This window comes from Mucilaginibacter sp. SJ, from assembly GCF_028993635.1.
Lineage (GTDB): Bacteria > Bacteroidota > Bacteroidia > Sphingobacteriales > Sphingobacteriaceae > Mucilaginibacter.
Genome location: NZ_CP118631.1, coordinates 5,280,411 through 5,293,625 on the forward strand (window position 1 = coordinate 5,280,411; position 13,215 = coordinate 5,293,625).

A 13,215-nucleotide genomic window follows, 5' to 3' on the forward strand; every position below is an offset into this window, starting at 1 on the left:
AGATTTTAAAGAAAAGAATGAATACTATAATCATCATATCTGTTTTACCTATAGTGCTGCTGTATTTAGGGTTATATAAAGCGCAAAAGGCTTTGCTGCCCGTTACTGTTATAGGGTTACTGGCTGCTTTAGGTTTTGCAATTTGCCAATGGACTTCAAAAGATACGGCCGAACCGCTTTATACCGGCATGCTGCTGTTCAACAATTTCTCTGTTGTATTTTCAAGCGTTACCATTATATCTACCATACTGATCCTGTTACTGTCAAAAGGATACTTTGAGCGGATCAGCAGGCATACCGCCGAGTATTATGCCATTATCCTGTTTTCACTAACAGGCATAATTGTGATGGTATCATTCAATAACCTGGTGATGCTGTTTATCGGCATCGAGATCATGTCAGTTAGCTTATACATCCTGGCGGGTATTAAAAAGAGCGATTTCGCATCGAACGAGGCTGCTTTAAAATACTTTTTGATGGGTGCGTTCTCAACCGGTTTCCTGCTGTTTGGAATGGCGCTGTTATACGGGGCATCTGGTTCATTCAATATGGATGCCATCAGGGAGTATGTGATTAACCATCCGCATATCGACCCGATGTTTTATACGGGCATAGTCCTTATTATTGTAGGCTTATGTTTTAAAGTAGGTGCGGCCCCCTTTCATTTCTGGACACCGGATGTATACGAAGGTGCACCTACACTGATCACGGCTTTCATGTCGACTGTAGTTAAAACAGCGGGTTTCGCAGCTTTCCTGCGTTTGTTCTCTGCCTGTTTCCAGCCATTATCTGACTTCTGGACGCCGATAATACTTGTAATTACTATTATCACCTTATTTATAGGCAATATCACCGCATTATACCAGCAAAGCTTTAAAAGGATGCTGGCATTTTCAAGTATCTCACATGCAGGGTACCTGTTATTTGCTATTGTATCGTTAGGGGCTGCATCCGGTAACTCGGTATTTGTGTATGCTACGGCATACTCTATAGCTTCAATTATTGCATTTGGCGGTTTAATATTAGTACAGCAACAAAACGGAAGCGATAATTTTGAAAGCTTTAACGGTCTCGGCAAAAAGAACCCGTTCCTGGCATTGGTGTTAACAGTGGCCATGCTTTCATTAGCGGGGATCCCGCTTACTGCTGGCTTCATCGGTAAATTCTTCATGTTTTCGGGAGCGGTAAGCCGTTATCATATCGGTTTAGTTATTATAGCTGTGATTAACGCTATCATTAGTATCTTTTACTATTTCAGGGTTATCATCGCCATGTACTTCCGTACCGACGAACGCGCAGAGCTTACAGTGCCGGTTTATTATAAAGTAGTATTTGCACTTTCAGCTCTTGCTACAATCCTTATTGGCGTTTACCCCGATCTTATAGCCCGTTTCATATAATCGGTATTGATAACTGCAAATTGATATAATATTTGTAGTTTTACAGATATACTGAATGGAAAGTTTCTGGGAATACCTTCAAAATTTAACTGATGCACAATCCATAATAAGCAGGGGTGGTTTTTATCTCTTGCTTATTGTTGTTTTTGCTGAAACCGGTTTATTCTTTGGTTTCTTTCTGCCCGGCGATTACCTGCTGTTTATGGCTGGTTTATTGTGTTCCGCGGGTAAAGTTGATGTTTCTATAACTACGCTGGTATTGTCATTGATAGGTGCCGGAGTATTAGGTAATTTTACCGGGTATTGGTTTGGTTACCGAACAGGGCCGGTATTATTCAATAAAAACGACTCACTGTTTTTTAAGCGGCGGTACGTAGTGCTGGCCAGTGAGTTTTACAACAAACATGGGGGGATGGCACTTATTTTAGGGAGATTTTTCCCTATTGTTAGAACATTTGCTCCTATATTTGCAGGAGTTGTTAAGGTTGATATTAAAAGATTTTCAGTTTATAACCTTATTGGCAGCGTGGCCTGGGTATGTGTATTTACGTTGGGCGGTTTTTTTTTAGGGCGAAGGTTCCCTCAACTGCAGGATTATTTGCAATACATTGTATTGGGATTGATTGTAATTACAACAATTCCGCTGGTTATTGCTTATGTTAAAAAGAAACTTCGTGAAAAAAACGAAAAATAGATTAGTTAATAATTTTATATACTATATAATAAAGATAAATGAGTACTCTGCATCCATGGCACCAGGTTTCACCAGGTGATAATATTCCTGAAGTAGTAAACGCTATTATTGAAATTCCAAAAGGATCAAAAGCGAAATATGAAATTGATAAAGAATCAGGCTTGCTGAAGCTTGATCGTGTATTATTTTCATCCGTAATGTACCCGGCTAACTACGGCTTTATCCCTCAAACCTATTGCGATGATAAAGATCCTTTGGATATCCTTGTACTTTGCTCAATTGATGTTTTCCCAATGTCTATCATCGAAGCTAAGGTTGTAGGTGTAATGCACATGGTTGATAATGGTGAGCAGGATGATAAGATCATTGCAGTGGCTAAAAATGACATGTCGGTAAATTACATCAACGATTTAAATGAGCTGCCTCCGCATGCCATGACCGAAATTGTTCGCTTTTTTAAAGACTACAAAAAATTAGAAGGCAAAAACGTAACCATCGAACATTTGTTAGGTGTACGTTATGCACATAAAGTGATAAACGAGAGTTTGGAGCTGTACAAGTCTACGTTCCCTGTGTATCAATCATAAATAAATGGACCCCGCACATTACGAGATTAGTTTATTTTACATTTTCGCTACCATATTTTTGGTTTTACTCAATGGCTTTTTCGTAGCCGCCGAGTTTGCCATGGTAAGGGTTCGGGGTTCGCAAATTGAAATAAGGGCTAAAGGCGGCAGCGGCGTAGCTAAAGTTGCCCGGGGCATACTGCATAATTTAGATGGTTACCTGGCTGCTACACAGCTGGGTATTACCATTGCTTCACTGGCCCTTGGTGTTGTGGGCGAGGAGGTTGCCACCAACATTGTGATTCGCGCTTTCCTGAGCGTGGGCATAACTCTTTCTCCCGGTTATATTACGGCCAGCCATATCCTGGCTTTCAGCTTTATTACCATCATGCATATTGTTTTTGGTGAACTTGCGCCTAAATCGTTAGCTATCCAGAAATCGGTACGTACAGTGATGACTGTTTCATTACCGCTCAGGTTCTTCTTTGTGGTTTTCAGGCCATTTATATGGGTACTTAATAATTTTGCAAATTTCATTCTCAAATTGTTAGGTATAAGTACTGTTGAAGGCAGTGAAACCCATCATAGCTCGGAAGAATTGCAATACCTGTTGGAGCAGGGTAAAGAGACCGGTGCACTTGACTCAAATGAGCACGAACTGATCCAGAACGTGTTTGATTTTAACGAGCGGGTGGTAAAAAACATTATGGTACCGCGTACCAAAATCTCGGGAGTGGATATCGCTTCAACCAAAGAAGAGCTGCTGGATATGATCATCAACGAAGGTTATTCGCGGATGCCGGTTTATGACGATGTGATAGATAAGATCATCGGTATTGTACACGCCAAAGATATTTTGCCTTTGCTGGCCCGGAACGAGGAGATTGTATTGAAAGATATTATCCGCAAGCCGTATTTCATCCCCGAAACCAAAAAGATCAACGATCTGATGGCCGAACTACAGCAAAAGCGCATCCAGATAGCTATTGTACTTGACGAGTTTGGCGGCACCGCCGGTATGGTTACGCTGGAGGATATTGTAGAAGAATTGGTTGGCGAGATCCAGGATGAGTATGATGAAGAAAAGCCAATTGTTGAAAAGGTAAATGAGCGTGAGTTTATAGTTAATGCCCTTGCATCTATTTACGATGTGAACGAGCATTTACCGCATGATTTACCTGAAGATGGCGACTTTGATACCGTATCGGGCTGGCTTGGTGATATCTTCGGAAAGATTCCTGATGTAGGCGAGCAGAAAGAATCGAACGGGTACAATATCACTGTATTGAAAAAGTCCGACCAAAATATTGAATCAGTTAAACTCGAATTGTTGATAAATGAAGAAGATGCAGTAGATTTACATTAATCTGCTTTTTCAAAATGCAACTTTTTTATACGCCTGATATCGATGCTTCGCATCCACAATACTTTCTGAGCGAAGAGGAAAGCAAGCATGCTATACGTGTGCTGCGCCTCGAAGCAGGCAATGAAGTGCAATTGATTGACGGAACGGGGGGCTTATATACCGCCCGGATCCATGATGCCCATCCAAAGCGTACCATTTTAAAAATAACATCGGTAACCACCGAATTTGAAAAACGTAACCATTACCTTCACATCGCGGTGGCGCCAACTAAAAATATCGAGCGCCTGGAATGGTTTTTGGAAAAAGCTACGGAAATTGGTATCGATGAAGTATCATTAATCATTACCCAACGCTCAGAACGCAAGGAAGCTAAGGTTGAACGCTTGAACAAGATTATTACAGCAGCTATCAAGCAATCCCTTAAAGCCTATCACCCCATATTAAATGAGCCGGTAACGCTAAATCAGCTACTTGATAAACCTTTTGAGGGGCAAAGGTTTGTTGCCCATTGCGAACCGGGTGAGAAATTGAACCTGAAAGACGAAATAGCCCCGCAGGGTCGTTATTTAATATTGATAGGTCCGGAAGGGGATTTTGCTCCGGCGGAGATTGATAAGGCTTTGCACAACGGGTTTAAACCAATATCTTTAGGTACAAGCCGCCTGCGTACAGAAACCGCAGCGTTGGAGGCTTGTTTTGAAGTGAATTTTTTAAACAGGTGATGAAGAGGATAAAGTTAGCATTGATTGTTTTATTTGCAGCTATAGCAATGAGCAGCTTTAATGCCCCTGCCTATAAAATTGCCCGCCTTAAATACAGCGGCGGCGGTGATTGGTATGGTGATCGTACGGCTTTACCTAACCTGATCAAATTCTGTAACGAAAACCTCAAAACCAATTTTGATGATGACGATGAGGTGGTTGAAGTAGGCAGTGCTTCTTTATTTAATTATCCTTTCACTTTTATGACAGGGCATGGCAACGTGATTTTTTCCGATCAGGAAGCCCGGAACCTGCGTAAATACCTCACCGGCGGCGGTTTTTTGCATATTGATGATAATTACGGGCTCGATCAATACATTCGCCCGCAAATGAAAAAGGTGTTTCCCGAGCTCGATTTTGTTGAATTGCCCGTTAATCACCCCATTTACCACCAAAAATATGACTTCCCGAATGGCTTGCCCAAAATTCATGAACATGACGGTAAGCGCGCTCAGGGTTTTGGTTTGATATATAAAGGCAGACTGGTTTGTTTTTATACTTATGAGTGCGATTTAGGCAATGGCTGGGAGGATTATGGTACCTATGCCGGCGATACCCAGGAAGCCCGCCAAAAAGCTCTTAAAATGGGCGCAAATTTAATTCAGTATATTTTTACTCAATAGTGGCTGCTCTTATCTGCAGCTTTTATATGGCAATTCTTTTTAGTACTATCGCGTAAGGGTTTAATTTACTCATTGCTGCATTGTCGGTGAAATTATACAGGGTTTATTAAAGGTTTTATATAAAGCAATTGAATAATATTAATATTAAGCTATAAGCTTTTTGCATTTTACTTTCAGCTTTTAGATAATATGTTTAGCTTTATATCAATCCCCTAAACAAATAATATATAAACCGCTTATCCTCAAATCCAAATCCTATGTATAAATTGAGTATTAATGAACGCTACAGTATTGAAGCTGAAAGAACCGTTGCGGCAGGCTTACTTATTAACGGGGTTAAAAGTGAAGCCGATATTAAACAGTTAAGGCCCGGAATCTATCATGTTATTGAAAATAACCGCTCATACAATGTCGAGATAGTTAATTTTAACGGTAACGAGAAAACTGCTGAAATAAAGGTTAATAACCATATTTATCATATTACCGCTAAAGATCAGTTTGATATATTACTTGATAAGCTTGGGTTTAGTGATTTAAACAGTGCCAGGATTAGTGAAATAAAAGCCCCCATGCCGGGTTTGGTTTTGAAAGTATTTGTGAATAAGGGAGATATAATAAAAAAGGGGGATAATCTCTTTGTGCTTGAAGCCATGAAAATGGAAAATATTATCAAATCGCCGGCTGATGTTATTGTAGAAAAGATATTAATAAAATCAGGAGATAAAGTTGAAAAAGGGCAAATCTTAATGTCGTTTTAACTAAGTGTTATAGCTTAAATATGCGATAATAACATTTTTGCAACAAACTAAACGTAATTTTAAGGTTTTTGTTGTTTCTGCATATTTTTTTTACGAACTTACTTTCTTAATTAACAATATTAACTTTTATGAAGAAACATCTACTAACAGTCATGTTACTGTTTTCTTGTATAGCTATGGTTTTTGCTCAAAACCGGGTTATTACAGGTAAAGTAACCGACCAGAAAGACGGCTCGCCCTTACCGGGAGTAAGCGTAACCGTAAAAGGCGTAACCGGATTGGGCACCCAAACCGATATTAACGGCAGTTACAAACTTAGTGTGCCAGCTACCGCTAAAATATTAGTTTTTAATTTTTTAGGCTTTAAACTATCCGAAGAACCAATTAACAGTAGCGTAGTCAACGTTCAATTGGTATCCGATTCAAAGCAGCTTACCGAAGTAGTGGTAGTTGGTTATGGTACACAGAAAAAGGCTAATATTACGGGTTCCATATCTTCTGTATCTGCAAAAGAAATAGAGGGTACACCGGCAACATCAGTAGAGCAAGCTATACAAGGTAAAACAGCAGGCGTATATATCCAATCAGGAAATGGCAAACTTGGCCAGGGGATCCAGGTTAGGATCCGTGGTTCATCTTCAATATCTGCAGGGTCGGAGCCATTATATATTTTAGATGGTATGCCAATTACAACCGATAACTTGTCAAGCACTGATGCGCCAACAAACCCGCTGGCCGATATAAACTTCAATGATATCGAATCTGTACAAATATTGAAAGACGCGTCGGCCGCCGCTATTTACGGTGCACGCGCTTCTAATGGCGTAGTTGTGATAACTACTAAAAAGGGTAAAGCAGGTACCCCAAAGGTTAATTTTTCGGCATCGTATGGTAAAAGTACACCCTCAAGGCACCGTGAGTTCCTGAATGCCAAGCAATTTGTACAGATTATGCAACGGGCTGGCGAAGGTGCGGCAAAGCAGGATTTTGCCGCAGGGGCTTATGATACGCTGGATGATGCCATCGCCGACTATAAATCATATGTTGATGATAATCTTACCTTTCTTTCGGGTGGTACCGATGATTGGAAAACAGGCAAAATCAATACAAATTGGGAAAAGGCCGCATATCAAAGCGCACCGCAGCAACAATACGATTTAAACATTTCCGGAGGCAATGACAAAACAACCTATTATATGGGTGGGCAATATCTGGATCAAACCGGTATATTAATAGGTAACAGCTTTAAACGATATTCCGGGCGTTTGAATTTGGATAGCAAGGTGGATAAGAACTTAAGTATCGGCATGAACTTGAGTTTTGCCAATACTATCAACAACCGGGTTTCAAACGATAACGCGTTCAGCACACCTTTGCAGACGGTGGCTTTATCGCCGATAACTCCTCTAATTGACCCCCGCAGCGGTTTAATAAGCGGTACTCCGCCTGGCGAGTCTGAGGATTTCCCTTTATATTATAACCCGCTTATCAGCAAAAATAATGCGGCTTATCAGGCGACAGTTTTTCGTACTATTGGCAATGTTTATGCCAATTGGGAAATCGTGAAAGGTTTGACATTTCGTTCGGAATTTGGCGTAGATCAATTAAACCAGGCCGAAGATAGTTACTACGGAAGTGCCACATTCCGTAATACAGGGACTAACAACGGTTTTGGTCAAAATACAACCACACAGGTACTAAATTATAACACCAATAACTATTTCAGTTACAAAAACCTATTTGGGAATGATCATTCATTAGAGTTGTTATTGGGAACAAGTTATCAGAAATCCCGTACTGTTGGTAACGATGTGCAGGGACAGGAATTTGCTTCTGATGCCTATAAGAAATTAACGGCAGCAGCCGTGATTGTTTCAGGCGCATCATATGATAGTCCATACAGCTTTTTGGCTTATTTCTTTAGGGCTAATTATTCATATAAGGGTAAATACCTGTTTTCGGGAAGTGCCCGTACAGACGGGTCATCAAGGTTTGGTGCAAACAACCGTTATGGGTTTTATCCAGCAGGCTCGATAGGGTGGATACTTACTGAGGAAGACTTTTTAAAGAACAACAATTTGCTTAGTAACTTAAAAGTAAGGGCAAGTTACGGTTTAACAGGTAATGCTAATATCAGCAACTTTGGGTCATTAGGTTTGTTTTCAGCAGCAAATTATAATGGTGTAGGCGGCCAGCGCTTTTCTCAGATAGTTAATCCTGATTTAAAGTGGGAAACCACTGCTGCACTTGATTTGGCTGTTGATTTTGGTTTCTTTAACAACAGATTATCCGGTAGTTTTGATTATTATAATAAAAATACCCGGGATCTGCTATTAAATGTAAATCTTCCAGGTACATTGGGTATATCCAGACAACTGCAAAACCTTGGCAAACTATCTAATAAAGGATTTGAGCTTGAATTATCATCAGATAATTTTGTTGGTAAATTTAAATGGTCAACCAGCTTAAATGCTTCATATCAAAAGAACCTTATTAAAGATATAAAAGGCCAGGTTATAACTGACAACAATATTAATTATGTAATGGCTGGTCAGCCGATAGGCGTATTCTACATGCCCGAATATGCAGGTGTGGATCCAGCCAATGGGGATGCCTTATATTACAAAAATGCAAAGGGTGCTGACGGAAAGCTGGATCGTACTAAAACAAATGATCCTACTCAGGCACAAAATGTTGTAGTAGGTTCTCCTACGCCTAAGTACTATGGAGGTATTACAAATACATTTGGGTATAATGGCATCGAATTGGCAGTAACCTTTCAGGGTGCATTTGGTTACAAGGTTTATAATGGTGGAGGTCAGTACATGAGCACAAGCGCAGGCAACGGTTTTGATAACCAAACTATAGATCAATTGAAATATTGGAACAAGCCGGGCGATATAACCGATATACCTGAACCGCGCTTATTTTACGGAAACGGTATCAGTACTTCAAGCAGGTACCTTTCAGGAGCCAGCTATGTTCGTTGCAAAACAGTAACATTAGGTTATACCCTGCCAAAAGCGGTGGTTAACAAATTGAGGCTACAAAAGATAAGGGTATATGCAAGCGCTTATAACCTGTTTTTAATTACCAAATATAAAGGATGGGATCCTGAAGTAAACTCAGATGAGCTGCCAAGCAATGTTGATTTAAGTAATGACTTTTACTCGGCCCCGCAACCGCGCACGATAGTATTTGGTATTAATATAGGCTTATAACATTAAAAATTATAGAAATGAGAAACATGAAGTTTATATATATATCAGCAGCAGCATTAATGGTATGCTTAAGCGCGTGCAATAAACAGCTTAATATAAAGCCGGTTGAGTCAATTGATCAAACGCAGGCTATTAAAACAGCTAAAGACGTACAGGGCGTTTTGGTAGGTACTTATAATCGTTTAGGACAGGTTGATGTTTACGGAGGCCGTATATTCATGGAACCCGATCTGTTAGCTTCAACAGCCATTACGTGGACTGGCACATATACAGGCTTAACGCAAATGACTGTTCAGTCTGTAACAAGAGATAATAGTTTTGTGGAAAATACCTGGCTGGATGCCTATCAGGTAATAAATCAGGCCAACACAGTGCTTGCCAATTTGGATAAAGCTGATAACGCGGATGATAAAACAAGATGGGAGGGGGAAGCTAAATTTATAAGAGGATTAATGTATTTTGATTTGGCCCGCTTGTATGGAAAGTCATGGAATGACGGCGATCCGACAACTAACTTAGCAGCCGCTATAGTGTCAAGTCCTACTACCTCGGCAGATAGCGAGGGGGCTAAAGTGGGCCGATCTACAGTTAAACAGGTTTATGACCAGGCTATTAGTGACTTAACAAGGGCTGAAAGTATCCTGCCTGCTGATAACGACTTTTATGCCAATAAATACGCTGCATCGGCAATATTAGCGAGGTTGTATTTGCAACAGGGCAATTATACCAATGCTTTGAAGGAGGCTAATGCAGTCATTGCATCCGGAGCGTTTTCGCTCGTGCCTGATTATACGAAAGAATTCTTATTATCAAGTAAACCCTCTCACCAGGAAAATACTACTGAAGATATCTTTGCTATACAGGTAACTCAACAACAGGGTATAAACAGCTTGAATGAATTTTATGCCTCATCAGCAAATGGCGGGCGTGGTGATATTAAAATAACCGATGATTTTTTAGCGGAGTTTGAAGCTAACGATGTGAGGGGAAAGTTTTATACCATCACGTCGGTTAACAGAACTAAGAAGTTTGACAACCAATATGGAAACGTACATGTAGTGCGCCTTGCAGAGATGTACCTGATCCGTGCAGAGTCTAATCTGCGCGGTGGAACAGCTACAGGTGCAACTCCGGTAAATGATATTAATACCATAAGGAAAAGGGCAGGCCTTAGTCCATTGGCAACAGTAAACCTTGCTGAAATATTAACAGAACGTGTGCATGAGTTATGTTTTGAAGGGGGCTTTTTTCTGCATGATGCAAAAAGGCTAAAACAAAATGTGAACGGGCTTCCTTACAACTCGCCAAGATTGATATTCCCGATCCCTCAGCGCGAAATTTTGGCTAATCCTAAGTTAGTACAAAATGAAGGCTATTAACAATAATTATATCTTTTGATCTATTTATATCCCGGTGATTAATATTCACCGGGATTTTTTGTTGTAACCTGAAAATTAATAAAAGCTAAATTAAAACACCATGGAAGATCAACAAATACTTGCCGCCCTGAATGCCCACTGGCAAGCCTCGGCAGCCGGGGACATAAACGCAGAGCATGACATTTACGATGACGATGTTATTTGTGATTATCCCCAGTCGGGAGAGCGGATTTTTGGGCGCATTAATTTACAGACCTTGCGCGGGCATCATCCGGGTAAGCCATCGGGTTTTCGTATCAGGAGGATTTTGGGAAAAGGCGATACCTGGGTCACGGAATATACTATTAACTATCAGGAGCAGCAGGCTTACACGGTAAGCATTATGGAGTTTCGTGAGGACAAGGTAATACATGAAACACAGTATTTCGCCGATCCCTTCGAAGCCCCGGCCTGGCGAAGCCAATGGGTTGAGCCGATTGATGGATAGATAAAACTTTAAAACAAATAAGGCCTCTCATTACTGAAAGGCCTTATTTCAAATATCTGTTATAAAAATTATCTTGTTTTAAACGGTTTAGCTTTTTTAACCGGATAATGTGGTTTGCCATTAGGGTTAATTTCAGGGGCGCCAACTAAGGTCATTGCACAGCGGAAACCAACCTCGGCACTCGCCTCGTCCTGATCCATAAAACGACGGGTAGCAGGGTTTAGCCAAAACGCCATATCGTTCCATGATCCGCCTTTGTAAACTTTAGAGTGATCGTTAACCAGGGTGGTTGTTCCGTAAAGAGCTTTATTAACTTCGTCTTTTTCGCCCCTCGCATCCGGGTTGTAAGCTTTACCCGAGTTTTTAGGCAGTAATGAATCAATTGGTAATGAACCTGTTTGAGGAGTTGTTGCAAGCGGCGCCGCGTTTGGATTGGCGCTTTGCGCGACTGTACTCTGTTGCTGTAAAGCTAAAAGTTCGCTGTATTTTAGCTTCTTATTAGCATGTGCAGGGTCTTTGATTGGCTTGCCGTATTTATCTTTTGCATAAAGCCCTTTGCTTGGATCTGCAAGGCGTTTGTTTGAAAACTCATTACCGCGGAAAGGGTTAAAATCTTCAAACTCCTCAAATGAGGTTTGGCGGTAGGTATCAGCAACCCATTCGTTAACGTTACCCGCCATATTATATAAGCCAAAATCATTAGGTGCATATGAACGTACAGGAGCCGTAATGTCTGCCTTATCGTTCAGGTAACCGCCAACACCGGCGTTGTCACCGTTGCCGCGTTTAAAGTTTGCCATGATCAAGCCACGGGTTTTGCTTTTTGCCGAACGTACACCCATGCCGTTCCAGGTATATATTTTGCCATCGTCGATGTTTTCAAACTGGGTATTTCCTGCAAGGGCCAATGCTGCATATTCCCATTCGGCTTCTGATGGTAACCGATATGCTTGTTTAAGGATCCCGTCTTCCATACGCACAGGCCTAACGGCTTTGCCGCCTTTTCCTGTACCTGCCTGGGCATTAGGGCTCAGGTTAGGCATCATTTTTTTACCATCAATGCCTGCCCCGGTCATCTGGCCGTTCAGGTAAATATCAGTATTAAAAGGTTGTCCGTTCGCCGCAATGCCGGCATCACCGCCGCCACCTTTTTTGCCCATATCTTTCCACGCTACCATTTTTCCGGTTTCGCGTAAAATGTTTTCGTTGGTACGGTCGGTGCGCCATGAGCAATAATCCTGTGCCTGGTCCCAGGTCACGCCTACAACCGGGTAGTCCTGAAAAGCAGGATGACGCAGGTAGTTATCTACATATGGCTCATTATAAGATAAGGGATGGCGCCAAACCAAGGTATCAGGCACCGCATTGTAATATAACTCGCGATCCTGCGGAAAAGTTATGTTTATCCAATGCAGGTAATCAAGCCAGTCCTGGTTTGATACTTCGGTTTCGTCCATGTAAAAAGAGGGTACGGTAACCCTGCGGCGTACATTATTATAATCGTAAGTTATGTCCTGATCGGCACTGCCGCCCATAACAAAAGTACCACCCTCAATAGGCACCAGTCCCGGTCCCGGAGATGGATGGCTTTGCCTGAAACGCTCATAACCGCCGTTGTTTTTATCGTTATAAGTTATACCCGTTTTTTGCGATTGCTCACGTTTACTGCAGCTACTCATCACGGCACCTAAAGCCAACAATCCCAGAGCAGTTTTAGTAAAAAGTATTTTCATATTTTTACAGTTATATTAAGTGGTAAATTTATAAAAAAATGGATACAGTGCTTATGCTAATGAACCATTATTTAGAAATAAATACTACAATTATCAGGGGTTTTAACGAAAAATTAATGAAATTAGTTGCGTTGATTTAAATTTTTGATTTAACTTTCAGCAAAAGTGCAGACTTGAAAATGTAAAGCAAGTCATGGTCCTATGTTTATAAAAATACAAATTGTTAA

The 13,215-nt window shown here is 40.9% G+C and carries 11 protein-coding genes; 10 read left to right on the plus strand and 1 reads right to left on the minus strand.

Translation table 11 applies throughout. From position 1 onward, the window contains the following. Positions 1 to 17: 17 nt before the first annotated feature. From MusilaSJ_RS21940 to MusilaSJ_RS21985, 10 genes are all read left to right on the plus strand, one after another. Positions 18 to 1,400, plus strand: a complete 1,383-nt coding sequence (locus MusilaSJ_RS21940; RefSeq protein WP_274986934.1) for an NADH-quinone oxidoreductase subunit N — start codon at positions 18 to 20, stop codon at positions 1,398 to 1,400. Between the two features lie 55 nt (positions 1,401 to 1,455). Next, the gene (locus tag MusilaSJ_RS21945) at positions 1,456 to 2,094 is read left to right on the plus strand and encodes a DedA family protein (RefSeq protein ID WP_274986935.1); all 639 of its coding nucleotides are present in this window, start codon (positions 1,456 to 1,458) and stop codon (positions 2,092 to 2,094) included. 38 nt (positions 2,095 to 2,132) lie between these two features. Further along, positions 2,133 to 2,681 carry an inorganic diphosphatase gene (locus MusilaSJ_RS21950; protein WP_274986936.1) on the plus strand — a complete coding sequence of 183 codons (549 nt, stop codon included), beginning with the start codon at positions 2,133 to 2,135 and terminating at the stop codon, positions 2,679 to 2,681. A 4-nt stretch (positions 2,682 to 2,685) separates the two neighbouring features. Continuing rightward, positions 2,686 to 4,026, plus strand: coding sequence for a hemolysin family protein (locus tag MusilaSJ_RS21955; protein WP_274986937.1), 1,341 nt, complete (start codon positions 2,686 to 2,688; stop codon positions 4,024 to 4,026). Positions 4,027 to 4,040: 14 nt separating this feature from the next. Further along, entirely contained in the window at positions 4,041 to 4,748 is a 708-nt protein-coding gene (locus MusilaSJ_RS21960) for a 16S rRNA (uracil(1498)-N(3))-methyltransferase (protein WP_274986938.1), read from the plus strand. Then, on the plus strand, positions 4,748 to 5,410 hold the full coding sequence (locus tag MusilaSJ_RS21965) for a DUF4159 domain-containing protein (protein ID WP_274986939.1): 663 nt from the start codon (positions 4,748 to 4,750) through the stop codon (positions 5,408 to 5,410). Before MusilaSJ_RS21960 ends, MusilaSJ_RS21965 begins: the two co-directional genes overlap by 1 nt. A 257-nt stretch (positions 5,411 to 5,667) precedes the next feature. After that, positions 5,668 to 6,168: an acyl-CoA carboxylase biotin carboxyl carrier protein subunit gene (locus MusilaSJ_RS21970; RefSeq protein WP_274986940.1), complete on the plus strand. Its 501-nt coding sequence runs from the start codon at positions 5,668 to 5,670 to the stop codon at positions 6,166 to 6,168. Between the two features lie 128 nt (positions 6,169 to 6,296). After that, positions 6,297 to 9,389: a SusC/RagA family TonB-linked outer membrane protein gene (locus MusilaSJ_RS21975; protein WP_274986941.1), complete on the plus strand. Its 3,093-nt coding sequence runs from the start codon at positions 6,297 to 6,299 to the stop codon at positions 9,387 to 9,389. A gap of 26 nt (positions 9,390 to 9,415) precedes the next feature. Then, positions 9,416 to 10,768, plus strand: coding sequence for a RagB/SusD family nutrient uptake outer membrane protein (locus MusilaSJ_RS21980; RefSeq protein ID WP_274986942.1), 1,353 nt, complete (start codon positions 9,416 to 9,418; stop codon positions 10,766 to 10,768). Between the two features lie 100 nt (positions 10,769 to 10,868). Beyond that, positions 10,869 to 11,255 (plus strand): nuclear transport factor 2-like protein, encoded by a 387-nt coding sequence (locus tag MusilaSJ_RS21985; protein ID WP_274986943.1) that lies wholly within the window; start codon positions 10,869 to 10,871, stop codon positions 11,253 to 11,255. A 68-nt stretch (positions 11,256 to 11,323) separates the two neighbouring features. Here MusilaSJ_RS21985 and MusilaSJ_RS21990 read toward each other — a convergent pair whose 3' ends face one another. Further along, positions 11,324 to 12,988 carry an SUMF1/EgtB/PvdO family nonheme iron enzyme gene (locus MusilaSJ_RS21990; RefSeq protein ID WP_274986944.1) on the minus strand — a complete coding sequence of 555 codons (1,665 nt, stop codon included), beginning with the start codon at positions 12,986 to 12,988 and terminating at the stop codon, positions 11,324 to 11,326. Between the last annotated feature and the right edge of the window lie 227 nt (positions 12,989 to 13,215).

What these genes read in the sequence shown, in the direction of transcription:
- MusilaSJ_RS21970 (WP_274986940.1), top strand. Translation starts at nt 5,668, where the DNA reads ATGTATAAATTGAGTATTAATGAACGCTACAGTATTGAAGCTGAAAGA.
- MusilaSJ_RS21950 (WP_274986936.1), top strand. Translation starts at nt 2,133, where the DNA reads ATGAGTACTCTGCATCCATGGCACCAGGTTTCACCAGGTGATAATATT.
- MusilaSJ_RS21975 (WP_274986941.1), top strand. Translation starts at nt 6,297, where the DNA reads ATGAAGAAACATCTACTAACAGTCATGTTACTGTTTTCTTGTATAGCT.
- MusilaSJ_RS21940 (WP_274986934.1), top strand. Translation starts at nt 18, where the DNA reads ATGAATACTATAATCATCATATCTGTTTTACCTATAGTGCTGCTGTAT.
- MusilaSJ_RS21955 (WP_274986937.1), top strand. Translation starts at nt 2,686, where the DNA reads ATGGACCCCGCACATTACGAGATTAGTTTATTTTACATTTTCGCTACC.
- MusilaSJ_RS21980 (WP_274986942.1), top strand. Translation starts at nt 9,416, where the DNA reads ATGAAGTTTATATATATATCAGCAGCAGCATTAATGGTATGCTTAAGC.
- MusilaSJ_RS21965 (WP_274986939.1), top strand. Translation starts at nt 4,748, where the DNA reads ATGAAGAGGATAAAGTTAGCATTGATTGTTTTATTTGCAGCTATAGCA.
- MusilaSJ_RS21985 (WP_274986943.1), top strand. Translation starts at nt 10,869, where the DNA reads ATGGAAGATCAACAAATACTTGCCGCCCTGAATGCCCACTGGCAAGCC.
- MusilaSJ_RS21960 (WP_274986938.1), top strand. Translation starts at nt 4,041, where the DNA reads ATGCAACTTTTTTATACGCCTGATATCGATGCTTCGCATCCACAATAC.
- MusilaSJ_RS21945 (WP_274986935.1), top strand. Translation starts at nt 1,456, where the DNA reads ATGGAAAGTTTCTGGGAATACCTTCAAAATTTAACTGATGCACAATCC.
- MusilaSJ_RS21990 (WP_274986944.1), bottom strand. Translation starts at nt 12,988, where the DNA reads ATGAAAATACTTTTTACTAAAACTGCTCTGGGATTGTTGGCTTTAGGT.